This window comes from Methylomonas sp. 2BW1-5-20, from assembly GCF_052474515.1.
Window position 1 is genome coordinate 3,484,459 of sequence record NZ_CP184127.1, and the last position, 25,268, is coordinate 3,509,726.

Annotated in this window: 27 protein-coding genes; 2 read left to right on the forward strand and 25 right to left on the reverse strand. The window is 49.5% G+C overall.

Features of this window, described 5'->3' with window-relative positions; translation table 11 throughout:
• Nucleotides 1–2: 2 nt before the first annotated feature.
• The 21 genes from ACH50O_RS16165 to hxlA form a co-directional block, all read right to left on the reverse strand.
• Nucleotides 3–2,207 (reverse strand): chemotaxis protein CheA, encoded by a 2,205-nt coding sequence (locus tag ACH50O_RS16165; protein WP_446808790.1) that lies wholly within the window; start codon nt 2,205–2,207, stop codon nt 3–5.
• 10 nt (nt 2,208–2,217) lie between these two features.
• Nucleotides 2,218–2,940 carry a protein phosphatase CheZ gene (locus ACH50O_RS16170; RefSeq protein ID WP_446808791.1) on the reverse strand — a complete coding sequence of 241 codons (723 nt, stop codon included), beginning with the start codon at nt 2,938–2,940 and terminating at the stop codon, nt 2,218–2,220.
• Nucleotides 2,941–2,957: 17 nt separating this feature from the next.
• On the reverse strand, nt 2,958–3,332 hold the full coding sequence (locus ACH50O_RS16175) for a chemotaxis response regulator CheY (protein WP_064023334.1): 375 nt from the start codon (nt 3,330–3,332) through the stop codon (nt 2,958–2,960).
• A 100-nt stretch (nt 3,333–3,432) separates the two neighbouring features.
• A complete protein-coding gene (locus tag ACH50O_RS16180; RefSeq protein ID WP_446808792.1) occupies nt 3,433–4,179 on the reverse strand; it encodes an RNA polymerase sigma factor FliA in 747 nt (248 codons plus the stop codon).
• Complete coding sequence (locus ACH50O_RS16185; protein ID WP_062329866.1) at nt 4,176–5,009, reverse strand: MinD/ParA family protein; 834 nt, start codon at nt 5,007–5,009, stop codon at nt 4,176–4,178. The genes ACH50O_RS16180 and ACH50O_RS16185 overlap by 4 nt, the downstream gene beginning before the upstream one ends.
• A gap of 31 nt (nt 5,010–5,040) precedes the next feature.
• Entirely contained in the window at nt 5,041–6,447 is a 1,407-nt protein-coding gene (gene flhF, locus ACH50O_RS16190) for a flagellar biosynthesis protein FlhF (protein ID WP_446808793.1), read from the reverse strand.
• A gap of 15 nt (nt 6,448–6,462) precedes the next feature.
• Complete coding sequence (gene flhA, locus ACH50O_RS16195) at nt 6,463–8,568, reverse strand: flagellar biosynthesis protein FlhA (protein ID WP_446808794.1); 2,106 nt, start codon at nt 8,566–8,568, stop codon at nt 6,463–6,465.
• 19 nt (nt 8,569–8,587) lie between these two features.
• Nucleotides 8,588–9,715, reverse strand: coding sequence for a flagellar biosynthesis protein FlhB (flhB, locus tag ACH50O_RS16200; RefSeq protein WP_446808795.1), 1,128 nt, complete (start codon nt 9,713–9,715; stop codon nt 8,588–8,590).
• Entirely contained in the window at nt 9,716–10,492 is a 777-nt protein-coding gene (fliR, locus tag ACH50O_RS16205; protein WP_446808796.1) for a flagellar biosynthetic protein FliR, read from the reverse strand.
• Nucleotides 10,489–10,761 (reverse strand): flagellar biosynthesis protein FliQ, encoded by a 273-nt coding sequence (gene fliQ, locus ACH50O_RS16210; protein WP_446808797.1) that lies wholly within the window; start codon nt 10,759–10,761, stop codon nt 10,489–10,491. Before fliQ ends, fliR begins: the two co-directional genes overlap by 4 nt.
• Before the next feature lie 9 nt (nt 10,762–10,770).
• On the reverse strand, nt 10,771–11,478 hold the full coding sequence (fliP, locus tag ACH50O_RS16215) for a flagellar type III secretion system pore protein FliP (protein WP_446812163.1): 708 nt from the start codon (nt 11,476–11,478) through the stop codon (nt 10,771–10,773).
• A gap of 34 nt (nt 11,479–11,512) precedes the next feature.
• A complete protein-coding gene (gene fliO / locus ACH50O_RS16220) occupies nt 11,513–11,956 on the reverse strand; it encodes a flagellar biosynthetic protein FliO (protein ID WP_446808798.1) in 444 nt (147 codons plus the stop codon).
• On the reverse strand, nt 11,956–12,408 hold the full coding sequence (fliN, locus tag ACH50O_RS16225; protein ID WP_446808799.1) for a flagellar motor switch protein FliN: 453 nt from the start codon (nt 12,406–12,408) through the stop codon (nt 11,956–11,958). The genes fliO and fliN overlap by 1 nt, the downstream gene beginning before the upstream one ends.
• Before the next feature lie 17 nt (nt 12,409–12,425).
• Nucleotides 12,426–13,409 carry a flagellar motor switch protein FliM gene (fliM, locus tag ACH50O_RS16230; protein ID WP_446808800.1) on the reverse strand — a complete coding sequence of 328 codons (984 nt, stop codon included), beginning with the start codon at nt 13,407–13,409 and terminating at the stop codon, nt 12,426–12,428.
• Complete coding sequence (locus ACH50O_RS16235) at nt 13,410–13,958, reverse strand: flagellar basal body-associated FliL family protein (protein WP_446808801.1); 549 nt, start codon at nt 13,956–13,958, stop codon at nt 13,410–13,412. It abuts the gene before it with no gap.
• A gap of 285 nt (nt 13,959–14,243) precedes the next feature.
• Nucleotides 14,244–15,323, reverse strand: a complete 1,080-nt coding sequence (gene fbaA, locus ACH50O_RS16240) for a class II fructose-bisphosphate aldolase (RefSeq protein ID WP_446808802.1) — start codon at nt 15,321–15,323, stop codon at nt 14,244–14,246.
• A 105-nt stretch (nt 15,324–15,428) separates the two neighbouring features.
• Nucleotides 15,429–16,415, reverse strand: coding sequence for a transaldolase (locus tag ACH50O_RS16245; RefSeq protein ID WP_446808803.1), 987 nt, complete (start codon nt 16,413–16,415; stop codon nt 15,429–15,431).
• A 286-nt stretch (nt 16,416–16,701) separates the two neighbouring features.
• Nucleotides 16,702–17,382 carry a hypothetical protein gene (locus tag ACH50O_RS16250; RefSeq protein WP_446808804.1) on the reverse strand — a complete coding sequence of 227 codons (681 nt, stop codon included), beginning with the start codon at nt 17,380–17,382 and terminating at the stop codon, nt 16,702–16,704.
• A gap of 83 nt (nt 17,383–17,465) precedes the next feature.
• Nucleotides 17,466–19,481 carry a transketolase gene (tkt, locus tag ACH50O_RS16255; protein ID WP_446808754.1) on the reverse strand — a complete coding sequence of 672 codons (2,016 nt, stop codon included), beginning with the start codon at nt 19,479–19,481 and terminating at the stop codon, nt 17,466–17,468.
• A 201-nt stretch (nt 19,482–19,682) separates the two neighbouring features.
• Nucleotides 19,683–20,216, reverse strand: coding sequence for a 6-phospho-3-hexuloisomerase (gene hxlB, locus ACH50O_RS16260; RefSeq protein WP_446808805.1), 534 nt, complete (start codon nt 20,214–20,216; stop codon nt 19,683–19,685).
• Nucleotides 20,217–20,219: 3 nt separating this feature from the next.
• Nucleotides 20,220–20,867: a 3-hexulose-6-phosphate synthase gene (gene hxlA / locus ACH50O_RS16265; RefSeq protein WP_301936208.1), complete on the reverse strand. Its 648-nt coding sequence runs from the start codon at nt 20,865–20,867 to the stop codon at nt 20,220–20,222.
• Between the two features lie 443 nt (nt 20,868–21,310).
• Between hxlA and thpR the strand changes: the two genes are divergently transcribed.
• Together thpR and ACH50O_RS16275 are read left to right on the forward strand one after the other, a co-directional pair.
• Entirely contained in the window at nt 21,311–21,832 is a 522-nt protein-coding gene (gene thpR, locus ACH50O_RS16270; protein WP_446808806.1) for an RNA 2',3'-cyclic phosphodiesterase, read from the forward strand.
• A 17-nt stretch (nt 21,833–21,849) separates the two neighbouring features.
• Nucleotides 21,850–22,197, forward strand: coding sequence for a phenylpyruvate tautomerase MIF-related protein (locus tag ACH50O_RS16275; RefSeq protein WP_446808807.1), 348 nt, complete (start codon nt 21,850–21,852; stop codon nt 22,195–22,197).
• A 148-nt stretch (nt 22,198–22,345) separates the two neighbouring features.
• Here ACH50O_RS16275 and ACH50O_RS16280 read toward each other — a convergent pair whose 3' ends face one another.
• From ACH50O_RS16280 to ACH50O_RS16295, 4 genes are all read right to left on the reverse strand, one after another.
• Nucleotides 22,346–22,672 carry a ComEA family DNA-binding protein gene (locus ACH50O_RS16280; RefSeq protein WP_446808808.1) on the reverse strand — a complete coding sequence of 109 codons (327 nt, stop codon included), beginning with the start codon at nt 22,670–22,672 and terminating at the stop codon, nt 22,346–22,348.
• Nucleotides 22,673–22,803: 131 nt separating this feature from the next.
• A complete protein-coding gene (gene cmoB, locus ACH50O_RS16285) occupies nt 22,804–23,775 on the reverse strand; it encodes a tRNA 5-methoxyuridine(34)/uridine 5-oxyacetic acid(34) synthase CmoB (protein ID WP_446808809.1) in 972 nt (323 codons plus the stop codon).
• Nucleotides 23,772–24,503, reverse strand: a complete 732-nt coding sequence (gene cmoA / locus ACH50O_RS16290; protein WP_446808810.1) for a carboxy-S-adenosyl-L-methionine synthase CmoA — start codon at nt 24,501–24,503, stop codon at nt 23,772–23,774. Before cmoA ends, cmoB begins: the two co-directional genes overlap by 4 nt.
• 59 nt (nt 24,504–24,562) lie before the next feature.
• A complete protein-coding gene (locus ACH50O_RS16295) occupies nt 24,563–25,210 on the reverse strand; it encodes an MlaC/ttg2D family ABC transporter substrate-binding protein (RefSeq protein WP_446808811.1) in 648 nt (215 codons plus the stop codon).
• Nucleotides 25,211–25,268: the final 58 nt, after the last annotated feature.

The window sequence follows — 25,268 nt, forward strand, 5'->3', positions numbered from 1 at the left end:
CATCACATCGCATACTTCTTCATCAAGCCCGGCACATCCAGAATCAGCGCTATCTTGCCGTCGCCAGTAATGGTGGCGCCCGCCAGACCTTCCAGGCCGTGCAATTTGGCGCCTAAGGCCTTAATCACCACTTCCTCTTGCCCTATCAGTTGATCGACCACAAAACCGACGTGCCTACCGCCCGCATTCACCACCACCACATGATTGGTGGGCTGAGTTTCACCGGAAAAATAAGATCCTCTCACCAACCACTCGCTCAAATAAAACAGCGGTAAAGCCTTGTTTCTGACCATAACCACCAACTGGCCGTCGACTTTGTTGGTCTTGCTTAAATCCAAATCGAGAATTTCCAAAACGCTGGCCAAGGGCAACGCAAACGCCTGCCCACGCAGCTTCACCATTAGGGTCGGCATAATGGCTAAAGTCAAAGGCACCTTGATGATAATGGTACTGCCCTTGCCTTCCACGGAATCGATTTCCACCACACCGTTCATTTGCGCGATACGCGTTTTCACCACATCCATACCGACACCCCGCCCGGACACATCGGAAATCTCGGTTTTGGTCGAAAACCCTGGCAGAAAAATCAGGTTGTAACATTCCCTATCGTCGAGGCGCGCGGCACTTTCTTCATCCATCAAGCCTTTTTCCACCACTTTCGCACGCAATACATCGGGATTCATTCCTTTGCCGTCGTCTTTGATGGATAACTGAATATGATCTCCCTCTTGAGACGCTTTTAAAATTACTACGCCTTCGCGGGGTTTACCTTTGGCTCCACGCTCATCCGGCGATTCGATACCATGATCGACCGCATTTCTAACCAAATGCACCAAGGGGTCTGCCAATGCCTCGACCAGGTTTTTGTCCAGATCGGTTTCCTCTCCGACCAATTCAAGCCGGATCTCTTTTTTCAAACTTCTAGCCAAATCCCGCACCACGCGCGGAAACCGGCCAAACACTTTCTTAATAGGCTGCATCCGGGTTTTCATCACCGCCAATTGTAAATCGGCGGTTACCACGTCCAGATTGGATATGGCTTTGGACAACTGCTCCCCGGCTTCAGCATTGGCTTTTAGGGTTTGGAAGCGGTTACGCACCAACACCAACTCTCCAACCATATTCATTATGTCGTCCAGAATCTGGGTATCCACCCTGACCGTGGTATCGGCTTGCGGCGTTGCGGCTTTACTCTTGTCAGAGCTCAAATCTATTGCAGATGTCACTTTGCCGACACTTCTTTCCGATTCGGCATTGCTCGCAGGAGCTTCCACAACCGGCTCCGGCTTAACCACCGGAGCCGATTTTTCAACAGGCGCCGCTACTAAATTTTGAGTTACGGCATCTTTCGCCGCTTGCTCGTCAATCTTGCTCAAATTGGCGGCATCGAACTTACCCTTACCGTGCAAGGCATCGAGAACCTTATCAAACTCCTCGTCGGTGATATCGCCGGAATCGCTCACTTGCGCAACCGGCTCGGCATTTACCGAAAACTTACCTTTGCCATGCAATTCGTCCAGCAGATTTTCAAATTCGTCTTCGGTAATCTCATCGTCCGCTGCTGGCGCCGATGGCGATGCGACGTGCACGGTAGGAGAGCCACCTTTACCATGCAAAGCGTCCAACAAGTCTTCGAATTCCTGTTCGGTGATCTCGTCCGCGTCGCCGGCAACCGAGTCACTCGCCAACAACTCCTCGGGATCTAGCATCGCATCATAGTCTTGCACCGCCGTTTCCTGAGGCGATAGCGGGTGCGATACAGCCGCTTCGCTCAATACGGCCGTTTCCACGGCCACGGGAGCTGGCGATTCCGCTTCGGCGGGGCCGGCATAGGCTTTCAATCGTTTCAACAAACCTTGATCGGCCGATTTTGGCGTATTACCCGAGCGAACTTGTCCGAACATTTCGTTGACGATGTCGACGACTTGCAGGATCACATCCATTAAATCCGGAGTAACTTGGCGATCGCCCTGTCTTAGCACGTTGAACACGTCTTCGGCGTTATGGCAAATATCGACCAAGGCACTGATAGCCAAAAAACCGGCTCCGCCTTTTATGGTGTGGAACCCGCGAAATATGGAGTTGAGAAGGTCCAGATCGCCTGGCGACTGCTCCAGTTCTACCAGTTGTTCGCCCAAAGAATCGAGAATCTCCCCGGCCTCGACCAGAAAGTCTTGCAATATTTCGTCGTCCAGATCGATCGCCATGTTGTTTTCCTCAGAAACCTAGACTAGACAGTAAGTCATCGACATCGACCTGACTGGTGGCGACATCGCCGGCCCTGTCATCCACTCCCGGCACGACCGGCCCGGGCACTTCCGGCTGAAGGGCGGGACTGCTGGATGGTGTGACTTTACGGCTGGAAATTTTGATCAGATTGACCATGCTGCCTTCGAGATCCTGCACCAAATCGATAACCCGGCGGATAATCTGCCCAGTAATATCCTGAAAACCTTGCGCCATTAAAATGTCGCTTAAACCGGCCTGAATTTTGTCGAGCGACACTCGCGACTGCTCAAAATACTGGCTGAGGTCGGCACTCATCGCCTTGAACTCTTCGAAGGGCATTTCCCGGTCCAGAAAACGATTCCATTGCCCGGACAATTGATTAACCTGTCCGCTCAACTCGTCGGCAACCGGCAACAAGTCCTCAACAGCGGTTAGTGTTTGATTCGCCGCCTGTTCTGTCATGGCTATAACGTAATGCAGACGCTCCTTGGCATCCGGAATATCGTGCTCCGCCATTGCGGTAATTTTGGAATCCACCGAGAAACTAACCATGGTGTCGTGCAGTTGCCGGGTCAGACGGCCAATTTCCTTAAATAATTGGGTTTCTCTCAAGCCGGCCACTTGATCGAGAATTTCATCGGCAGCCGCGTCATCGCATTTTTCCAATGCCGCGACCAAATCCCGGGCCAAACTCAGCAGGTCAGTATTCATATTCATCTCCCTGAGTTTTAGCCGTCGATGCGCTCAAAAATCTTTTCGATTTTCTCTTTAAGCGTAGCAGCGGTAAAAGGCTTGATCACATAACCGTTGACCCCGGCTTGCGCGGCCATAATGATTTGTTCGCGCTTGGCTTCCGCAGTGACCATTAACACCGGTAAGTTGGCGAGACTGGGAGTAGACCTGACAGCTTTCAATAGATCTATACCGGTCATGCCAGGCATATTCCAGTCGGTGATTAAAAAATCGATACCACCTTTCTCCAAAATAGGCAGCGCCGTTTTACCGTCATCCGCCTCGACGGTATTGGTAAAACCCAGATCTTTCAATAGGTTTTTTACTATTCTCCGCATTGTCGAAAAGTCATCGACAATCAGAATACGCATATTTTTATCCAAGGATAATCTCCACCCAGATTACTTAATCGTTAAAGAAACAAATGAATTGTCGTCAATATTTGCGCAAAACTCCTGCAATAACCGCAAATTAGCCGCACTTTTCATTATCTTTCCCTTCCACCCAATCCGCAAGTCTAGCGCGTAAACGCAACATAGCCTGACTACAAATTTGGCTAACCCGCGATTCGCTAACATCCAGCACCTTGCCTATTTCGCGCAAATTCAGCTCTTCATCGTAATAGAGCGAGATGACCAGACGTTCGCGCTCCGGTAATTCCGAAATCGCTTTGGCTAAGGCTTTTTGAAAATTCTGCTGAATCAGCAAATCTTCCGGCTGCTGATTGCCATGCACATCGTCAATGACACTATCTTCGCCTTGCACCAATTCTTCGACGCTAAAGGTCTTGCAGGACACCGCATCCTGTAAAATATGGTGGTATTCATTAAGGCCGATACCCATATGTCCGGCGACCTCATTATCCTTGGCGTCGCGTCCCAGTTGGTTTTCAACTTCCCGTATCGCCTCCGCCACCATCCGGGCTTTTTTATGCACCGAGCGCGGCGTCCAATCGGAACGGCGCAATTCGTCCAGCATGGCCCCACGGATTCGGATGCCGGCGTAAGTTTCGAAGCTGGCGCCTTGGCCCGCGTCATAGTGCTTTAGCGCTTCCAGCAAACCCAGCATGCCGGATTGAATCAAATCATCGAGCTGCACCGTATCGGGCAGCCGCCCCATCAAGTGGTAGGCAATGCGTTTTACCAGCGGCGCATGTTGAATGACTAAGGCATCAACATTTCCAGCCTGCACGGCAGCATACATTGCCGCTCCGCTCATGCAACATCCTCTTTGGCGCTGTACTGAATCATTCGTTCGACAAAAAACTCCAGGTAGCCGCCCGCTTTAGGCTTGATGGGCCAACTGTCGATTTTCCGCGCCAAATTCTTGATGGCCAGCGCCGCTTTACTTTGCGGGAATGCTTCCACCACCGGCGTTTGTTTTTGCACGGATTTTTTCAAATATTCGTCCTGCGGCACCGCGCCGACAAAATGCAAGGCCACATCCAAATAGCGATCTGTCACTTTACTCAGTTTATTGAACAATGCTTGTCCGTGCTCAGCCGACTGCACCATATTCGTAATGATGTGAAAACTATTGAGTCCGTAATCTCTATTCAACAATTTGATGTAAGCATAGGCGTCAGCCAGCGAGGTAGGCTCATCACACACCACCACAATGATTTCCTGGCAAGCACGGGCAAAATTCACCACGCTTGCCGAAATACCGGCTGCGGTATCGACTATCAACACATCCAGCTCTCGGTCGATTTCGCTAAAAGCCCGTATCACGCCGGCTTGCTCGATACTCGACAAATCGGACATCCGCTGAATACCTGAAGAAGCCGGAATGATTTTCAGCCCGGAAGGTCCGGTCATCATGATTTCCTTCAAACTTTTTTCGCCGCTCAATACGTGCGACAAATTGAATTCGGGAAACATGCCCAGCAAAATATCGACATTGGCCAAGCCCATGTCGGCGTCGAGTATCGCCACCCGCCTGCCCATTTTGGATAGTGCCACGCCGATATTCACGGAAAGATTGGTTTTACCAACCCCACCCTTGCCACTTGTTACCGCGATTACTCGCACCGGTTTCATATGTCTCATTTGTCTAATTCCAGCTGCCTGATCGAATGACTTATGCATGGCTTTCCGCCAGCCAGTCTTCAACATTCACATTGTCGCCATCGCCATGGTCCTGATCGACACTTTCCATACACTGCTGAATCAAAGCATCGGCATCGGGCAAGTAAATATCTTCCGGAACCTGCTGACCGTCAGTAATAAATGACAATGGCATACGCCGCTCGATAATCGCCGACAACGCGGTACCTTTGCTAACTGCCTCATCAAACTTGGTTAGTATAGTCGCTTGTGGTTCGAGTATTCGGAACGCGTCCATAATTTCCAGCATTGCTTTGTATTGAGTGGTTGCGGACACCACCAAATAGGAGCGGATCGGCAAATCGCCGTGTTGCAAGGTTTTCAGCTGCTCGGCCAAGCGCATGTCGCGCTGACTCATGCCGGCGGTGTCGATCAAAATCAGGCGTTTATCGGAAAAACTATTGATATGCCTGCGCAACTCTTCCGCATCGCCCGCCACTCTGACTGGTACATCCAGGATCCTGCCGTAAGTATTGATTTGCTCGTGAGCGCCGATCCGATAATTGTCGGTGGTAATCAGCGCGATCTGCCGGGAACCGTGTTTTAAAATAAACTGCGCGGCCAATTTAGCAACTGTGGTGGTTTTACCGACGCCGGTCGAGCCGACCAATGCGGCGATACCGCCTTGATCCAGCAAGTTGTCGTCGGCTATCGGCACCAGTTTGGCCAACATTTCTTGAGCTTTGCCGATGGCCAAATCGAATTGCTTATGACTACCCAGCCGGTTGGCTATCTTGCCCGCCAAATTTTTCGAGAAGCCGCACTCAAACATCCGGTCGCGCAAATCGTCGTGTAAAGGTAGTCCGTGTTGCGGCATTTGCATGACTATATTTGACAGCTTGCTGTCCAACATCGTCCGCAGCTCTTTCATCTCCGCACGCATTTCGTCGATGAATTTATCGCCGTTGTGCGATTGAACCGGCCGTGGCTCGGTCAACGGTTTAATTTTGGGATCGGCACTCGCCCAGGCAGGCTTTTCAACTTGACGAACTTTTTCGGAGATCTTCTGCGCGTTGTTATGGCCAACCTGCAGTTTTTCGGCATAACCGACGTATTGATCCAGGTTGCGACGGATCGGATTTTCCGGAATGCTGCCTTCCGCGCCGCGTTTTCTGGCGCTACTTAGCACGTGCAGCGATTTTTTTTCAGCTTCGAGATCGGGCAAATCGACTTTTTTAACTTCATTGGGCGGCGATTTTTCGTCTTCGCGCTGCTTGAGATTTTTATGAATGACCTGCTCGTCAAAGTCGCGGGCCGCAACGATTTCCACGCCGCCATCCACCGAACGGTTGGACATAATCACTGCATCGGCGCCCAATTCTTCTTTGACCATGCGCATGGCCTGCCGTATATCTGCTGCAAAAAAGCGTTTAATTTTCATCGCGCAACCTCTGTTTTATTGTCCACGCTGTCCCACTGTGGAAACCACCCTGATCTGCCGATCTTGAGGGATTTCATTATAGGCCAGCACATGTAAGCCGGATATCGAATGACGAACGAAGCGAGCCAACCAGGGACGAATATAAGAAGACACCAACAACACTGCGGTTTGACCTTCCATTTCCATCCTTTGCGCACTTTCCTCCAAGGATTTGTGCATCTGCTCGGCTAGGCCAGGTTCTAAACCCGCACCACCTTCGCCCGCCGTCTGCAATGACCTATGCAATATCTGTTCCAATCCAGGATCAAGTGTAATAACCGGGATCTCTGTCTGTACGCCATTGATTTCATGGACAATTGAGCGTCCCAAAGCCGCCCGTACCGCCGAAGTCAAGATGTCCGGATCTTGACTCTTCACCCCGTACTCCGCCAAAGTTTCGGCGATGGTCCGTAAATCCCGAATCGAAACCCGCTCTTGCAGCAAATTTTGTAAAACCTTCACCAAAATACCCAAGGGCAAGGTTTTTGGTACCAGATCCTCGACCAACTTCGGCGCTACTTTGGACAAATTATCCAGCAACTGCTGCGCCTCTTCGTAACCGAACAATTCGTGCGCATTACTTTGCAGAATATGACTGAGATGCGTGGCCACCACGGTGCTGGGATCGACCACCGTGTAACCCAGAGTTTGCGCCTGGTCTTTCTGATTGGCATCGATCCAGATCGCATCCAAACCAAACGCCGGATCCTTGCAAGGCGCGCCTTGCAAAGTGCCGAACACCCGGCCGGGATTAATCGCCATTTCTTTCTCGGGCATGATATTGGCTTCGCCGACGCTCACCCCCATCAAGGAAATCCGGTATTCGGTAGGCGACAAATCCAGGTTGTCGCGAATATGTACGGACGGAATCAGAAAGCCTAGCTCTTGCGACAATTTCTTGCGCACACCCTTGATGCGCATCATTAATTGTCCGCCCTGATTTCTATCCACTAGCGGAATCAAGCGATACCCCACTTCCAGGCCAATTGCATCGACCGGCATCACATCGTCCCAACCCAATTCCTTGATCTCGGTTTTGGCCAGCTGCTGCGGCGAGACGATGCGTTCCATTTCCAGGGCTTTTTCTTCCTCAAGCTTACGGCGCCTGTCGATAAGATACGCACCGCCAACCAGCGTCAACGCCAGCAAAATGAAAACCAGATTCGGCATACCGGGAATGATACCCAAGATGCCCATTACCACCGCAGTAACCAGCAGCGTGCGCGGGTCTTCGAACAGTTGCGAGCTCAACTGCTTGCCGATGTCCTGCTTGCTACCGCGGACCCGCGTCACCACCATCGCGGCGGCGACCGATAATAGTAGCGACGGAATCTGCGCCACCAATCCATCACCGATGGTCAGCAACACGTAAACATTGGCGGCGTCGGCAAAGCTCATGCCGTGCTGACCCACGCCTATCGCCAAACCGCCTATCATATTCACGAACAAAATGATGATGCCGGCTACCGCGTCGCCACGTACAAATTTACTGGCACCATCCATCGAACCGTAAAAATCGGCTTCGGCGGCCACTTCTTCCCGGCGCGCGCGAGCTTCATCCTGATTGATCAAACCGGAATTCAAATCGGCATCGATAGCCATCTGTTTGCCCGGCATCGCGTCCAAGGTAAAACGGGCGCTCACTTCCGCCACCCTGCCGGCTCCCTTGGTAACCACCATAAAATTGATGACTACCAATATTGCAAACACCACGATACCCACTGCAAAATTGCCACCGATTACGAATGAGCCGAAGGCTTCGATGACTTTGCCAGCGGCATCGCCACCTTCATGACCACGTATCAACACTACCCTGGTGGAAGCGACGTTCAAAGATAGCCGCAACAAGGTAGCGACTAAAATCACGGTAGGAAACGAGGCAAATTCCAAGGGCTTAAGCGTGTATATCACCACTAATAATATGATTAACGAAAATGCGATATTGAAGGTAAAAAACAGATCCAATACGAACGGCGGCAACGGCAAAATGAGTAATGCCAGCAACATGATAATCAACAGCGGCGCACCCAAACCTAGCCCATTCAGTGCTTTCAGCGCGTTGAGTATTTTCGTAAAATCCATAATTTAGCTCGATACCTTGCTATTGCTTAAAGTCGTCGGGCACTTCTACATCGGCGGGCGGAACCGGTTTGTTCCAGCCATACTGCGTCGAAGCCCGCAATTGAAAAACGTAGGCCAAGACCTGGGCCACGGCCAAAAATAACCCCCGTGGTATTTCCTGATTCAGGTCGGTGGAATAATACAAGGCTCTCGCCAGCGAAGGCGCCGCGACCAAAGGCACTTGTGAGGCCATTGCCAACTGCCGTATCTTCGCGGCAACCAAATCGGTACCTTTGGCAACCAGCAAGGGCGCGGCATTACCGTTTTGGTCGTATTTTAAGGCTACCGCGAAATGGGTGGGATTGGTGACGATGACATCGGCACTCGGCACCGCATCCATCATCCGTCGTTGCGCCGCCTCCATCTGCATCCGGCGGATTTTGCCCTTAACTTCGGGATTTCCCTCCTGATCCTTGTTTTCGTCACGCACTTCCTGCTTGGTCATTTTCAACTGCCGCTGATGATTCCACAATTGATAAGGCGCATCCAGCATCACCAAAAGCAAAAAGGTGGCACTCAGAATCAGTAAACAGAACGAAATAATAGCGCCGGCATGGTGAATAGCTTGATCGATAGGCAAACGGCTCAAGCCCATGAAATCGTCGAAATACAGCTTGAACAAATTCCAGGAGACGATCGAGACCAAGATGACTTTGAGGATAGCCTTGATCAGTTCGACGATGCCTTGAATCCCGATGATTTTTTTCACCCCGGTCAACGGATTCAGCTTGGAAAACTTGATTTCGAAGGCTTCGCTGGCAAAGTTCCAACCGCCGAACATTAATGCCGCCGCCAAATCGGCTATCACCAACACCACCAGAAAAGGCAGAATCACCCATAGGCCGTCGGCAAACGCCGCTTTAAGGTAAATCAAAGGTGTGGCCGGATCGAACACGGCCTCCCGCGTCAATTGCAAGGGACGTTTCATCATCTCCAGCATACTGCGCCACATACCTTGACCGGAATAAAAAAACAGCGCAGAACTGGTAATCAAGGTCACAAAGGTATTAAGCTCCTTGGAGCGGGGCACCTGACCTTTTTTTCGCGAATCGGAAAGTCGCTTACCAGTGGGGTCTTCGGTTTTGTCTTGACCGGAATCTTCAGCCATTTAATTCAACCTCAGCAGCTCGCCAATCAACGCGAAGCCGCTGTGCAGCATATCGCTGAAGCCTTCCAGCATGGTCGGCAAGCCAATCCAGATTAAGACCATGCCCAGCATGATAGTAATCGGAAAGCCGACACCAAAAATCTGTAATTGCGGCGCCGCTTTGGAGGCCACGCCAAAACTGATATTAACGAACAGCAATGTCGCCATCACCGGCATCGATAACAATAAACCGTCGGCAAAAATCAGGCTGCTCCAACTAATCACTCGCCATAAATCAGTCTTGTCCATACCTATCGTACCCACCGGCAAGGTATGAAAACTTTGCGCTAACATCTCGATCAGCAATAAATGACCGTCCACAGCTAAAAACAACAAGCTACCGCCGATCACGAACAATTGGGCAATTACCGGCACTTGTACGCCGGTCGCCGGATCGACCATGGATGCAAAGCCCAAACCCATGCTGTAAGCAATAGTCTGTCCGGCGAATAACATAATTGAAAACACCATCTGTAGGATAAACCCGGAGGTCAGGCCCAAGACCACTTGCTGCAGAGTAACCATTACGCCTTGATAACCAAAGACTTGGATATTGGGCATTGCCGGCAAGGTCGGCATGATGACGAACGTAATCAACGCGCTAAGCATCACTCTAACTTTCGCTGGTAACGCTCTAACGCTAAACACCGGCACGCTAATAAACATGGAGCTGATGCGAAAGAATGGCCAGACAAACGAAGCAAGATACTGCAGCAATTCCTCTTCGCTAAAGTTCATCCTATTAACGTAGGAATATCGCGCATCAAATCCTGAAAATAATCGATGAGCATTTGCAGCATACCGGGACCGGCTATCATCAGTACCGCAATAACTGTCGCCAGCTTAGGGATAAATGTCAAGGTCTGCTCCTGAATCGACGTCGCCGCCTGAAACATCGACACCAACAAGCCGACAATCAAGGACGAGATCAGGATAGGCCCCATTAATTTCAAGGAAATCAATACGGTGTCTTGCGCAATTACCGAGATAGTCTCCGGTGTCATCATGGTATTGGCCTATACGTAAAAACTGGCGGCCAGCATTTCAAGTACCATGGTCCAACCGTCCGCCAACACAAACAACATGATCTTGAACGGCAACGACACGATCATCGGCGATAGCATCATCATACCCATAGACATCAGCACGCTGGCTACCACCAGATCAATCACCAAAAATGGCAGAAAAATCAGAAAACCGATCTGAAAAGCCGTTTTTAATTCACTGGTCACATAAGCCGGTACCAACAAGGAAAACGGCACATCCTCCGGTTTGTCGATTTGTTCGCGGCCGGAAATGCGCACAAAAGTATCCAAATCGGCCTCGCGGGTTTGCTTGAGCATGAACTGTTTGAACGGCTCCGAGGCTCTCTGCAACGCGGTCACCGCGTCGATTTTTTCTTCCATATACGGCTGCACAGCGGTTTCGTTAACCTTTTCCAGCACCGGCATCATGATAAAAATGGTTAAAAACAAGGACAAACCCAATAACACTTGATTGCTTGGCGCTTGAGCTGCGCCGATAGCTTGCCGCAGCAAGCCCAGCACGATCATAATCCGCGTGAACGAAGTCATCGATAACAACAATGCCGGCAATAAAGTCAGCATGGTCATCAAGGCTAAAATCTGAATGGTAACCGTATAGGTTTCGCCACCTTTAGGGTTGCTGGTGACGGTGATCGCATCTATACCGACCGCTGCCGAAACCGTTGCCGGCAGCAGCATCAAACCGATCAGGATCAAACAAGAAGAGATCAACTTAATCATTTTGCTTACCCTGCATAACTTGCAGCAACTTTTTGGCAAATGCGCTGCTTTCTTGGCTATCCGGACCATTCATAAATAAACGCTGATCGCCTTCGAGCTCAAGTAGTTTGTCGATGCGTCCGCTGCTAACACCCAGCAATAGTTGTTTCTCACCGACTTTGACCAACACCAGCTTTTCACGCATCCCCAGGGATAATCCAGCCAATATGGTCAATTGTCCTTTACTGACAAAGGCCAAACTGCCGCTTTTGCGCAATAACCATACCGACAGAAAAAATACCGCCAAGACCAGTAACAACGCCAAAAGCCATTGCGCAACATCCCCGGAAGAAACTACTTTTGCAGTTTGCCTGGGAACCGCTGTAACCTCTTCGGCCCAGGCTCGGGGCGAGAACAGCGTGGCAACCGCCAGAATAACCAAGGTTCGCGCAGACATCAGCCCAGCTTTCTAACCCGTTCCGACGGGCTAATGATGTCCGTTAACCGAATACCGAACTTGTCGTTGACCACCACCACTTCGCCGTGCGCCACCAAGGTTCCGTTTACCAACACGTCCATGGGTTCACCGGCAAAACGATCCAGCTCCACTACCGACCCCTGGTTGAGTTGCAATAAATTTCTAATATTAATTTTGGTCCGACCGATCTCTAATGACACCGTGACCGGCACATCGAGAATCACATCCAACTTAACCTCATCGCTGCTGGGCCCATTATTTTTGGACTTTTGTTCGGCGAATTCCGGAAATTCCGCCGCGGCAAAACCTTGAGCACTATTTTTAGCAGCGCCGGCTTGCTCTTTCAATGCCTCGCCCCAATCCGCCTCAGCCTCGGCCTGTTCGTTCATCGCGGCCGCCCAGTCATCGCCAATATCGTCGTTTTCACTCATACTTACCTTCCCTGCTGTTAAATATTATCCAGCGTCATTTTTTCTATAATTTCGATGGCGTAGTTGCCATCCGAAAGCCCTAGTTTGCCGCGAAAAACCGGCACATCTTCTACTTCCAGCAGCACGGTTTCCGGCATTTCGATTGGAATCACATCGCCTTTTTTAAGTTCAATCACTTCGCTGATAGACATTTCCTTTTCTATCAGCTTACTGTTAACCACCACTTCGCTACGCATTATTTCGACTCTTAGTGAGTCTTGCCAACGGCCATCGACCTCACCGCGATCACTCGTCACTGCATCCAGCAGCTCTCTAATGGGTTCTATCATGGAGTACGGCATCGCGATATTGATGTCGCCGCCGCCGCCCTCCAATTCCACATGAATAGTGGAAATCACCACGATTTCCGAAGGGCTGACGATGTTGGCAAATTGCGGATTCACTTCTGAGTTGATGTATTCGAACTCGATGTCCATCACCGGCTTCCACGCCTCGGCCAAGTCCTTGAATATCATGTCAATAATCAGGCGGATGATGCGCATTTCGGTCGGTGTAAACTCCCGGCCTTCGACCTTGTTATAAAACTGGCCGCCGCCACCGAAAAAATTATCTACTGCTGTAAACACCAAACGCGGCTCCATCACGATTAGCGCCCGTCCGCGCAAAGGCGACATCCGTATCACGTTTAAGTTAGTCGGTACGAACAGACCCTGAATAAATTCCGAGAATTTCTGCACCTGAATCCCGGAAACCGAAATCTCCGCGGCACGGCGTAAAAAATTAAATAGCGCGATCCGAAAATGCCTAGCAAAACGCTCGTTAACCATTTCCAAGGTTGGCATACGTCCGCGGACAATACGCTCCTGACTATTAAAATCATAGACTCTAGCCGTACCCCGGCTATATTCATCATCGTCAGCACCGGTATCGACGTCGCCGTCGTCCACACCATGTAGTAGCGCGTCAATTTCGTCTTGTGATAATAAGTCTGCGGTTGACATTTATTGCATTACAAATTCAGTGAAATACACATCTTTAACGGTATTTTTACCGGCCATTTTTTCCAGTACCTTGCCGATTTCCACCTGCATCATCTCTTTCAGCTCTTGTTTTCCTGCCAAGGTTTTCGCTTTCTCGGCACCTAAAGCACTGATAGCCATCAATAAATTATTGCGTATCATTGGCTCGTGTTTTTTCATCGCATCCACACTCGCCTCGCCTTTTGTGAGTATGGTTAACGAGATTCGGATAACTTTTGCGCCCGAACCGGCAGGAAAATTGACCAGCAACGGCGTAGGCAAATCGTAATAAATATCGGGTTCAGCGACTTTTTCATGCTCGGCATCCTCTTCTTTAGCAGCGTCCTCCTTGTGTTCTTCCTTGCCTTGTTTGCCATCGCCTTCTTCCTTATGCTCTGCACTCGCTTGCTTATTCATATAAAAATAAGCACCGCCACCAGCACCCGCTAAAACCAATACTGCTACGGCAATTATTACTATCATTTTTTTGGAAGACTTCTTGCCTTCGTCTTTCCCTTGGGCCTCTGCCATTTTCCACCTATAAATTTTTAAAGCACAATTTGCGCCAAAATATTCACACCCAACCCCATAGCTTATTTACAAAGCCATCCGGATTCGATCATACAAGAAAAAACATCGTTGTAGAATAATAGTATAGCCGTCACTGGAAAGCAGTTAGGCAATGATGCGGGATTTAGGTATTTTGAAAAACACCTGAAAGGATTGTAGCCCTTAAGTCAAATTTTTGACTTAAATTGCGAATATCTTAAAGAAAGGGCTGCAAAGACCGTCCGGTCTTTGCAGCTTTATCACATATTACAAAGAATTAACTGCGTTTAATTCCTGGAAAGCTTGCTCTAAACGAGTCACCATACCAACTTGACCGGCACGTTGCCAAACCCGTGGATCGTAGTATTTTTTGTTTGGTTTATCGGCGCCATCAGGGTTACCGATTTGACCTTGCAAATAAGCTTCGTTTTTCTTGTAATAATTCATCACACCTTCCCAGCTTGCCCACTGGGTATCAGTGTCGATGTTCATTTTCACAACGCCGTAACTAATCGATTCTTTGATTTCTTCCGGCGATGATCCGGAACCACCGTGGAACACAAAATTCAAGGTGTTATGCGGCAAACCGAATTTTTCGGAAACGTATTTTTGTGAGTTATCCAAAATTTTTGGTGTCAATTTAACATTGCCAGGCGAATACACGCCATGCACGTTACCGAACGACGCCGCGATAGTGAAACGGTGGCTGACTTTGCTCAAATGCTCGTAAGCATAGGCTACATCTTCAGGTTGGGTGTACAAGGATGAATGATCCACGCCACTGTTATCGACACCGTCTTCTTCGCCGCCGGTAACACCCAACTCGATTTCCAACGTCATGCCCAATTTCGACATACGCTCCAAATATTTAGCGCAAATTTCAATGTTTTCCGCGAGACTTTCTTCCGACAAATCCAGCATGTGCGAGCTAAATAACGGTTTACCAGTTGCCGCAAAATGTTTTTCACCGGCATCTAACAAACCATCAATCCAAGGCAGCAGTTTTTTTGCTGCGTGGTCGGTGTGTAGAATTACGGGAACGCCATAATGTTCAGCCAGCGCATGAACGTGGTGAGCACCTGAAATCGCACCGACAATTGAATTGCCTTGCCCTTCCAATTTTAAGCCTTTACCGGCAACAAACGCGGCGCCACCGTTTGAAAACTGGATGACCACTGGTGATTTTACTTTCGCCGCCGCCTCCAATACCGAGTTAATGGTATCGGTGCTGATCACATTCACGGCAGGTAAAGCAAATTTGTTTTCTTTGCATATTGCAAAGATTTTTTGAACATCTTCACCGGTAACGACACCGGGCTTAACAACATCTAATATTTTCTGTGACATGCCATAAATCCTGCTTAGGAATCGGATTGCCGAATAAACAGACAATCCGAGATAAATCGTAATGGAACGCTGGCAACGAGAATAACTCACTGCCAGCTATCTTTGTTAAGCTTCCAAGCTAGCCAAACGCTCTGACAACAATTTTTCCAAAGCTTCCAAAGCTTTGGCGAAACCGTCTATACCTTCCGCCAATTTTTCTTTTGCCATGCGGTTTTCTTCGTGCATACGATCGAAAGTCGCTTTGTCGACAGTGATTTTTTCGATCGTAGCATTCGCCGCATTAGCCGGATCCAATTTACGCGGCAGCTCGCCTTCAACGGATTGCAATTCAGCCAGTAAGGATGGCGCAATAGTTAACAGATCACTACCGGCCAACTCGGTGATTTCCCCGATGTTTCTGAAACTTGCGCCCATTACTTCGGTTTTGTAGCCGAATTTTTTGTAATAGTTGTAGATTTCAGTTACTGACAATACACCTGGATCTTCTGTAGGCGCGTAAGAATCGCGGCCAGTGTCTTTTTTGTACCAATCCAGAATACGGCCAACAAATGGAGAAATCAGCGTAATGCCATTTTCCGCGCAGGCAATCGCTTGATGCAAACCAAACAACAATGTCAGGTTGGTGTGAATGCCTTCTTTTTCCAATACGGCGGCAGCTTGGATGCCTTCCCATGTTGCAGCAATTTTGATCAGCACGCGTTCTTTGGAAATACCGGCGGCTTCATATTGCTTGATCAAATCACGACCTTTAGCAATAGTGCCTTCGGTATCATAAGACAGGCGCGCATCGACTTCAGTCGATACGCGGCCTTCGATGATTTCCAGAATTTTCAAACCGAAAGATACCGCTAAACGATCAAACGCCAGCGTTACAACGTCGGCAGCCGAGGCAGCCGCACCTAAAGTTGCGCGCGCACCTTTCAAGGTATCGTCAACAATACCTTGATATTGCGGCATTTGGGCAGCAGCAGTAATCAAAGATGGATTGGTGGTCGCATCGCGCGGTTTGAATGTTTCGATCGCTTGAATGTCGCCAGTGTCGGCAACGACGACAGTTACTTCACGTAGTTGTTCAAGTAAATTTTTTGCCATAGGAATGTCCTCGAATTGTTATTAATTTGTCCCCCTAGTTTGAACTGAGCCTTACCAATAAAAGATGTTCAGCAATTCTTGCAGGAGATTGATTTCATAAGAGTCCCTGGTGAAGAAACCCTGTAATTTTTAGATTTGACAATACTGAATCGCCACTTCGTATGTTTTAAAGCAGCGTACTGCAGTTTAAAACATACGAAGTGGCGATTCTTTTTAAAACTACCGGTGATTTTTTAACTTTTTATCCTAACGCACCGGCCATCAGTATCAAAAACTTGCTGATGCCTTACCCTCTATCGCGCAAATACTTTTCTACGCCTGTCGCTTTCGCGGCAGCAGCCTCTCTGTCTTTCACGATTTGCTTTGCCATGTATTTAGCAACACCAGTCGCGGGATTAGAGTCTTGTTTTTCCAAGTATTTGGCTACGCCAGTTTTATTGGCGCCAATTTTATCTAGGTATTTTTCTACGCCTGTAGCGCCCCCTGCGTCTACATAACTAGCACTAGAGCCAGCAGCACCAGATTTAGAACCGGATTTCTTGCTATATAAGAAAACACCGGCAGCGGCCAATACAGCTAAACCTAACAAGCTATTGGTAGAACCTTTTTCTTCAGATGGCGTAGAACCGACCGACTCTGATTCGCTGCTAGCAACCGACGACGCAACGCTACTTCCCGAAGCAGCTTGCGGCGCAGACTTGTCATGCTTGTATGCCGGGTCAGTGAACAAAACCTTTGGCTGATAATTAGCCGCCGGGTAATTTGCGTCTTGCTCTACAACCTCAACTTCCTTAGCTTTAGCAGCTGGCTTTGCCGCTGAAGAGCTGCTGGCTTCCCCATTATAGTCTGGATTGGTATAAAGCACCTTTGGTTGATAATCGGCCGCAGGATATTCTTCTGCCATCGCCAAGGAACTGGTCAGCAGCAGCGCTGCCATAACACCTTTCGTTAATTCATTTATTTTCACGTCTATCACCTATGCTGTTAGAAACGTGAGACTTTAATAATTGACCAATCAAAAACCAAAGCCCCACCTACTGTTTACCAAAATTAAAGAACGGCTTCCACATTAGCGACGACATTGTCCACGGTAAAGCCGAACTCTTTGAAGAGCTGACCTGCCGGGGCCGATTCGCCGAAACGGTCCAATCCTACGACTCTACCCGCGCTGCCGGCATATTTCCACCAGCTGTCGGTCACACCCGCTTCTACTACCACGCGTTTGGTCACGCTAGGCGGCAATACGCTGTCTTTGTACGCTTGATCTTGCGCTTCGAAGACGTTGGTCGATGGCAAGGACACCACGCGGATTTTTTTGCCTTTTGCCGTTAACGCGTCGGCGGCTTTCAGTGCCAATTCGACTTCGGAACCGGTGGCAATGATGATCGCTTCCGGGGCACCATCGCTGTCTGTCAGGATGTAGCCACCTTTGCTGATCGCGTCAATTTGGGCCTGGGTCCGCGCAGTGTGCGGCAGGTTTTGACGCGAGAAGATCAGGGTGCTAGGGCCGTCTTGACGTTCGATGGCGGCTTTCCAGCTGACCGCAGATTCCACCGCATCGGCCGGACGCCAGACGTGCATGTTGGGGATCATGCGCAGGGTGGCGGTTTGTTCGACGGGTTGATGGGTCGGGCCGTCTTCGCCCAGGCCGATAGAGTCATGGGTGTAGACGAAGATGGTCGGAATTTTCATCAACGCGGCCATGCGCAGGGCGTTACGGGCGTATTCGCTGAACATCAGGAAGGTCGCGCCGTAGGGTTTGAATCCGCCGTGCAAGGTAATGCCGTTCATGATGGCGGACATACCGAATTCGCGCACACCGTAGTAGACGTAGTTGCCGTCGAAGCCGGGCTGGTTGACGTCTTTGCAACCGGACCACAAAGTCAGGTTGGAGCCGGCCAGGTCGGCAGAGCCGCCCAACAGTTCGGGCAACAAGGGGCCAAAACCGTTCAGGGTGTTTTGTGAGGCTTTGCGGCTGGCGATGGTTTCGCCTTTTTCGTTGACCGCCGCGACGAAGGCGTTGGATTTTTCGGCCCAGTCGGCAGGCAGTTCATTTTTGATGACTCGGCGCTCGAATTCGGCAGCGAGTTCAGGGTGCGCAGCTTTGTAGGCGGCAAATTTGGCGTTCCAGGCGCTTTCCAGTTGGGCACCTTTGGCGTTGGCATCCCATCCGGCTTTGATATCGGCAGGGATTTCGAACGGCGCATGCGGCCAGCCTAGGTTTTCGCGCGTGGCAGCCACCTCGGCTTCACCCAGGGCGGCACCGTGGCATTCTTCTTTGCCTTGTTTGTTCGGCGAACCGAAACCGATGGTGGTTTGGCAGCAGATGATGGTCGGTTTGTCGGTGACTTTTTTCGCGGCTTCGATGGCGACTTTGACGGCGTCGGCGTCGTGACCGTCAACCTTAGGAATGACGTGCCAGCCGTAGGCTTCGAAACGTTGCGGGGTGTTGTCCAGGAACCAGCCATGCACGTTGCCGTGTCCACGCACTTCACCATCGATGGAGATGTTGTTGTCGTCGTAGAAGGCGATCAGTTTGCCCAGTTTCATGGAGCCGGCCAATGAGCAGGCTTCGTGGGAAATACCTTCCATCAAGCAACCGTCGCCCAGGAACACGTAGGTGTGGTGGTCGACGATGTCGTGACCGGGACGGTTGAATTGGCCGGCCAGGGTGCGTTCCGCCAAGGCAAAACCCACGGCATTGGTAATGCCTTGTCCCAAGGGACCGGTGGTGGTTTCGACACCTTCGGTATAGCCGTATTCAGGATGACCCGGGGTTTGCGAGTGCAGTTGGCGGAACTGTTTCAGTTCTTCGATCGGCAGGTTGTAGCCGGCCAAATGCAGCAAGGAATAAATCAGCATGGAGCCATGACCGTTGGACAGGATGAAGCGGTCGCGGTTCGGCCATTTGGGGTTGCCGGGGTTGTGTTGCAGAAAATCGTTCCACAATACTTCGGCTATGTCGGCCATACCCATCGGCGCACCCGGGTGCCCTGAGTTGGCTTTCTGTACCGCGTCCATGCTAAGTGCGCGGATGGCGTTCGCTAAGTCTCGGCGCGAAGGCATGTTGGTCTCCTTTATATTTTGTTATTTTTTAGTTGCGAATCGATGGCTCGACATCGCTCTGGATGAGGCAGGTAAATACAAGGGCGACCAAAACCACACTCTCGTTATTTCTAGACTGCTGGAATCGGGATCACCTTGACGCCCAAATAATAATTAAAAGCCTGTGACCGAATCGCTCCGATCACAGGCCCGCACGCCAAATTATTCCAAATTGGCGTGTCTTGATCTCATTTCTTCTTCTGCAATACCTTTGTCATGAATCACATGAGAAATGGTCGCTTCCAGGAAAAACAAAGTTGACAACTCAAACACAGTACCCATAGGCATGCCTTTGACTTTACCGTACTGTTCAGCTCGGCCAATCTGTAAAGTAACATCAGCCAAATCGCCGATAGTCGAATCATCCTTGGCTGAAATTAGCACGATTTTAGCGCCGACTTCTTTAGCTTTTTTAGTGAAAGCCACCAATTGCTCGGTCTCACCAGAGCCCGAGATAATAATTAACAAATCGCCCGCTTTAATGCTTGGTGTGACGATTTCGCCAACGACGCTAACGTCATAACCGCCATGCATCAAACGCATAGCAAAGAAATTACCGACAAGCTTTGAACGGCCAGCGCCTGAAATAAAAATGCGCTTAGCTTGATCCAGCATGTCGACCAAGGTTTTGTCGTGCGAATCGGGTGTCGCTTCCAGAATTCCTGAAATTTTGTCAATAATTAACTGCTGATGCATGACTTATACCGCCGCTGCATCAACCAGTTCACGGATTTCACGAGCCGCTTCAGCAGGTGATGGTGCGCCGTAGATAGCTGCACCAACCACGATAATGTTTGCGCCAGCTTCAACCACTTGTTGCACAGTAGCTTGTTTAATACCGCCGGCAACCGAGATACGAACATTCAATCCAAGACGAGCAATGTCGTTCAGATCGGTAAACGGTGTGTGACCCGCAGCTTGTGCATCAAGACCCGTGTGAATACCGACGATTTGCGCACCCAATTTCACTGATTCTTTAGCGATATAAGCTTTGTCTTCGACGTTGATCAAGTCGATTTGAGTTTCAGCACCGTGTTTTTTTGCGGCTTTAACAACGCCGGCAATAGTTGCCAAACCTGAAACACCCAGTACGGTAACGATATCCGCGCCTTCCGCGTAGAATGCACCGGCTTCGTATTCGCCAGCGTCCATGGTTTTCAAGTCAACCAACAACAGTTTGTCTGGGAAACGTTGTCTCAGTTCTTTAACCAGATTGATACCGTTGTATTTGATGCAAGGGGTGCCGATTTCAAAAATGTCGACATAAGGTGCTACTTGATCCGCCAACGCAACGGTTTGGTTGAAATCCAGTGAATCCAACGCCATTTGAATTAATGGTCTTGCCATGTGATGTGCTCCGAAAGTTTTTAATTTTTAGTAATAGCCGATTCTTGCAAACTGCCACAACCCGCTAGGCTTGTCACGTACGTGTGATGCATTTGTAACTGTAAGATAGAAATGGGATATATGTCAATGCTTAGCAACACCGCGCCACACGCAGACTGACGGATAATTCGTCGCTAGGCAATTCTACGCCGAAACCTTAACCTAAACCGACTTGCCTAGCACACGCTGAAAACCGAAACTCGAGCTTAAGACCCAAGCGTTACAAGCTGATTAATCAGCATATTTTTTTTAACGTCAATGCTCGGCTTAGCGATAAACCTTACTAGAACATAGGGTATTAACTCAAAAATCAACCACAGACAAACGGAATAGAGTTTTCACGAACCCGCCAAAATATGTAGAAAATTTGCACTTTCAATCCAATTCAATCCGAGGAGCCCAACTTGAAACGCCTCTTTTTTGCCTTATGGCCCGAGCAACCCACCCGCCAACAATGCGTGAACGTAATCACTAAACTTAATTGTGTCGGCCGACCGATGACCGTAACGAATTTACATGTTACGTTGTTGTTTTTAGGCCGAATCACCTCCAAACAGCAAGCGTCGCTAGTCAAAGAAGCCGGCCAGCTTCGAACATCGTCTGCAAGACTGACATTCGACCATCTAAGCTTCTGGAAAAAACCCGCGGTGCTGTGCCTAACGACCAACCGAACAGATCAGCACATCCTGCAACTAAACCAACAATTGACGGCTATCGCCAAACAGCACCAAATTAACATCGACGAAAGACCATTTAAACCGCATATCACCTTAATAAAAAATGTCCACCAACCCATCCACATCGATTTCGAACCGGTTTTCTGGCAATCGGACGGATTTTGTTTAGTGGAATCCCGCTTAACAGATAATGTCGTTGACTACGAAATTCTGGAACACTGGCCGTCGACTAACCCTCTCGCATCTTAAAAATCAGGATACCACCCATGCCATTTTTAAAGCTGGACACTAACGTAACTATCGACACCGAACAGAGACCACAACTGCTAAAAGAACTATCGCAATTGTTAGCAAAAGAAACCGGCAAACCGGAACGTTATGTCATGGTCAAACTCTCGGGCGACAATGACATGGCGTTTGCCGGCACCTCTACTCCCTTGGCCTATCTGGAATGCAAAAGCATTGGCCTTAGCATCACCCAAGCAAAAAACTTGTCTGCGTCAATATGCCAACTGTTGAACAATCGACTCTCATTGCCAAAGGATCGGATATATATCGAATTTAGTAATTGCCCCGCCGAATTCTGGGGCTGGGACGGATCGACCTTCGGTTGATCGAATAACTTTCAGCGCCGAAGACCCGCGCCAAATTTTGCTAACACGAATTGTTATTCGTTTTAACTGTCTGAGAAGCTTTACGAAGACAGTCACTAGCCAGATGAAGTTGGCGCGCCGGAGGATCAAGCGCGCCAACTCAGTCGCCTTATTTGGCTTTTTTAGGCTCTTCCGGTTTTTCGGCTTTCTCAGACTTGTCTGATTTCACGGCCGGAGCTGCCGCTCCCTCACCAAACACAATATTTTTTTCATTTTGCTGCGCGGTTTTTGCGCCGATTCCGGACACATTTTCCAGGTCTTTCAACGTCTTAAAATCCCCATGCTCCTTGCGGTATTGCACTATGGCTTCAGCCTTCTTCGGCCCTACACCTGTCAACGCTTTGGAAATAGCTTCAGTATCGGCTTGGTTAATATTGATGGGATCGGCAAAAACGGCAAAAGAACACAGCATTAAAAGTATGAATAACTTTTTCATGGATTTTCTCCGGTTGAATTAAATTGAATGCCCGAATGAATCAGCACAGCAACCATATCAGCTGATATTGCAAGCTAGAGAATCTTAGACCGTTCTTTAGATTTTACAATCCGCAAACAAAAATCCACTAGTTAATCGACACTAGCCACAATCACGGCACGAACCGGCGCAGGCAGGCCTTCGCAAGTCAAATCCGGACGATGTGGATCGAGAAAATCCGCCAAGGAATGAAATCGCATCCATTCAGTACTGCGTTGCTCCTGAACGGAAGTTTTAGAAATATCCGCCAAGCGGATATTTTTAAATCCGCAGCGTCGCATCCATAACATTAATGCTGAGCAGCTCGGCAAAAACCAAACATTACGCATTTGCGCATAGCGCCCCTCTGGCACTAACACTTGCGCGGCATCGCCTTCGACGACCAGAGTCTCCAAAATCAATTCACCACCCGGGCGCAAACAAGCTTTCAACTCCAGCAAATGATCGATAGGCGAACGGCGGTGATATAACACTCCCATCGAAAACACTGTATCGAACACGCCCAGGTTAGGCGGCACATCTTCAATCCCCAACGGCAATAAATAAATCGGCGCCTCACCATACAATTTACGGACAGCTTGAAACTGCATCACACTAAGCAAAGTCGGATCGATACCGACCACCAGCCTCGCTCCTGCCCCCAACATCCGCCAGCAGTGATAGCCGTTACCGCAACCGACATCTAAAACCAGCCGATTATTGAGCGGCGCAATCTGCTCCTTCACGCGATTCCATTTCCAATCCGAGCGCCATTCGGTATCGATGTCGATGCCAAATATCGCATAAGGCCCTTTTCGCCAAGGATGCAGTTGCATCAATTGTTCGCGCAAACCAGCCCGCATCTCTTCGGAAATATCCGCTGCCTGACCTATTCTGACGCTCTCCAACAAATCGACACTCGATGGCCTGAAGTCCGGCAAATCGTCTACGGCCTGCTGCCAACGTTTTAGATCGCCATGCGATGAATCGGCAAAGGCCGAAGCCAGTTGGCCGGGCAGGCGACTCACCCAGGCTTCGGCTCCTGCCGCCGCCAAGGTATGATAGAGGCCTTGGTATGCGGTCATTTCAATGCAATCATCGAAGCAAAATTGAAATACTGGAACCAAACTTCCGCACTTGCAAACCCTGCTGCTTTCAAACGCTGTTGATGTGCGGCCAAAGTTTCCGGAATCAGCACATTTTCCAGCGCACTGCGCTTTTGACTGATTTCCAGTTCGCTGTAGCCTTGCGCTTTCTTGAATAGATGATGCATATCGTTTTGTAAAGTCTGCTGGCGAGCGTCGTCAAATGCCAGTTTCTCCGACAAAATCAAAATTCCGCCCGGCAGCAGTCCGCGATAGATAGTGGCCAAAAAAGCCTGCCGATCCGCCAACGGAATAAACTGCAAAGTAAAATTCACCACCACCACGGAGGCATTGCTAATAGCAATATCGCGAATATCCGCGCATAAGACTTCTATATCAGCGCCGTCGAACGCAACCGACAAATTTCGCCGGCATTGCTCGATCATCGCGGAGGAACAATCCACCGCAACGATCCGGCAATTCCTTGTCGTGATGTGTTGGCGCATGGCTAAGGTCGCAGCACCCAAGGAGCAACCCAAGTCGTAGCAAACGCTATTTTCCGTGGCAAAACGCGCGGCCAACAGTCCGATGGCCGAGATGATCGTGGAATAGCCGGGCACCGAACGCTGAATCATGTCCGGAAAGACTTTGACAACAGTTTCGTCGAACGTAAATGCGCTGATTTGGCCCAGCGGACTGGCGTAAAGAGAGTCTTTAGCGGATTGCATACTGATGGTTATTCCCGGCCCGCCGACAAAACACGGCCGGGAATCCTTGAAGAGAAGCCTTACGAGTTATTTTTGTGGCTTAAGGCCTCGGTATTGCGTTTAGCCAATTGGTTGATGACTTCTTGCAAAGAGCCGGTACGCTCCACTTCGTTTTTGAAGCTGGTGCGGTAATTTGTGACCAAACTCACGCCTTCAATCAAGATATCGTAAGCTTTCCATTGTCCTTTGACGTTCAGCATCCGATAGTTGACGGCAATCGGCTGCAAGCCGGGCTGCAGCACTTCAGTTTTGATCAACACTTTTCTTTCGTCTTCTTCCGGCGTGATCGGCAAAAACCGTACCGACCAATCTTTGAACTCAAAGAAGGCACGGGAGTAAGTTCTGATCAACAAAATTTGAAACTCTTTTTTAAAGCTATCTTTTTCGGCTGGCGAAGCGTCCTTCCACATTTTTCCCAGCACCAGCGAAGAAATCAGGTCGAAATCCACATTCGGATAAATGACCTCCTGGACAAAGGCATTGATTTTTTGAAAATCATGCGGAAAAGACGGATCCTGCAAGCGCTGCTTCAGTTTATTGGATGCATCTTCGATAGCGCGTTGCGGCTCGCTCAAATCGGCCGCGGCAGCGGGCAAGGACAAAAACATTCCGGCAAACAAGCTAAAAACTACTACAAATATAAAATGCATATGACGTTTGATATTCATAAAAACCATCTCAAAAAGGTATCGCCGGCTAATTTCAACCGCCTTCATTCGATACACT

What these genes read in the sequence shown, in the direction of transcription:
- flhA (WP_446808794.1), bottom strand. Translation starts at nt 8,568, where the DNA reads ATGGATTTTACGAAAATACTCAACGCGCTGAAAGCACTGAATGGGCTA.
- cmoB (WP_446808809.1), bottom strand. Translation starts at nt 23,775, where the DNA reads ATGACCGCATACCAAGGCCTCTATCATACCTTGGCGGCGGCAGGAGCC.
- fliP (WP_446812163.1), bottom strand. Translation starts at nt 11,478, where the DNA reads ATGCTGCTGCCGGCAACGGTTTCGGCAGCGGTCGGTATAGATGCGATC.
- fliN (WP_446808799.1), bottom strand. Translation starts at nt 12,408, where the DNA reads ATGAGTGAAAACGACGATATTGGCGATGACTGGGCGGCCGCGATGAAC.
- fliO (WP_446808798.1), bottom strand. Translation starts at nt 11,956, where the DNA reads ATGTCTGCGCGAACCTTGGTTATTCTGGCGGTTGCCACGCTGTTCTCG.
- ACH50O_RS16185 (WP_062329866.1), bottom strand. Translation starts at nt 5,009, where the DNA reads ATGAGACATATGAAACCGGTGCGAGTAATCGCGGTAACAAGTGGCAAG.
- ACH50O_RS16245 (WP_446808803.1), bottom strand. Translation starts at nt 16,415, where the DNA reads ATGGCAAAAAATTTACTTGAACAACTACGTGAAGTAACTGTCGTCGTT.
- flhF (WP_446808793.1), bottom strand. Translation starts at nt 6,447, where the DNA reads ATGAAAATTAAACGCTTTTTTGCAGCAGATATACGGCAGGCCATGCGC.
- ACH50O_RS16165 (WP_446808790.1), bottom strand. Translation starts at nt 2,207, where the DNA reads ATGGCGATCGATCTGGACGACGAAATATTGCAAGACTTTCTGGTCGAG.
- ACH50O_RS16175 (WP_064023334.1), bottom strand. Translation starts at nt 3,332, where the DNA reads ATGCGTATTCTGATTGTCGATGACTTTTCGACAATGCGGAGAATAGTA.
- flhB (WP_446808795.1), bottom strand. Translation starts at nt 9,715, where the DNA reads ATGGCTGAAGATTCCGGTCAAGACAAAACCGAAGACCCCACTGGTAAG.
- hxlA (WP_301936208.1), bottom strand. Translation starts at nt 20,867, where the DNA reads ATGGCAAGACCATTAATTCAAATGGCGTTGGATTCACTGGATTTCAAC.
- ACH50O_RS16180 (WP_446808792.1), bottom strand. Translation starts at nt 4,179, where the DNA reads ATGAGCGGAGCGGCAATGTATGCTGCCGTGCAGGCTGGAAATGTTGAT.
- fbaA (WP_446808802.1), bottom strand. Translation starts at nt 15,323, where the DNA reads ATGTCACAGAAAATATTAGATGTTGTTAAGCCCGGTGTCGTTACCGGT.
- fliM (WP_446808800.1), bottom strand. Translation starts at nt 13,409, where the DNA reads ATGTCAACCGCAGACTTATTATCACAAGACGAAATTGACGCGCTACTA.
- ACH50O_RS16295 (WP_446808811.1), bottom strand. Translation starts at nt 25,210, where the DNA reads ATGAATATCAAACGTCATATGCATTTTATATTTGTAGTAGTTTTTAGC.
- ACH50O_RS16280 (WP_446808808.1), bottom strand. Translation starts at nt 22,672, where the DNA reads ATGAAAAAGTTATTCATACTTTTAATGCTGTGTTCTTTTGCCGTTTTT.
- fliQ (WP_446808797.1), bottom strand. Translation starts at nt 10,761, where the DNA reads ATGATGACACCGGAGACTATCTCGGTAATTGCGCAAGACACCGTATTG.
- cmoA (WP_446808810.1), bottom strand. Translation starts at nt 24,503, where the DNA reads ATGCAATCCGCTAAAGACTCTCTTTACGCCAGTCCGCTGGGCCAAATC.
- ACH50O_RS16235 (WP_446808801.1), bottom strand. Translation starts at nt 13,958, where the DNA reads ATGGCAGAGGCCCAAGGGAAAGACGAAGGCAAGAAGTCTTCCAAAAAA.
- fliR (WP_446808796.1), bottom strand. Translation starts at nt 10,492, where the DNA reads ATGAACTTTAGCGAAGAGGAATTGCTGCAGTATCTTGCTTCGTTTGTC.
- ACH50O_RS16170 (WP_446808791.1), bottom strand. Translation starts at nt 2,940, where the DNA reads ATGAATACTGACCTGCTGAGTTTGGCCCGGGATTTGGTCGCGGCATTG.
- tkt (WP_446808754.1), bottom strand. Translation starts at nt 19,481, where the DNA reads ATGCCTTCGCGCCGAGACTTAGCGAACGCCATCCGCGCACTTAGCATG.
- ACH50O_RS16275 (WP_446808807.1), top strand. Translation starts at nt 21,850, where the DNA reads ATGCCATTTTTAAAGCTGGACACTAACGTAACTATCGACACCGAACAG.
- hxlB (WP_446808805.1), bottom strand. Translation starts at nt 20,216, where the DNA reads ATGCATCAGCAGTTAATTATTGACAAAATTTCAGGAATTCTGGAAGCG.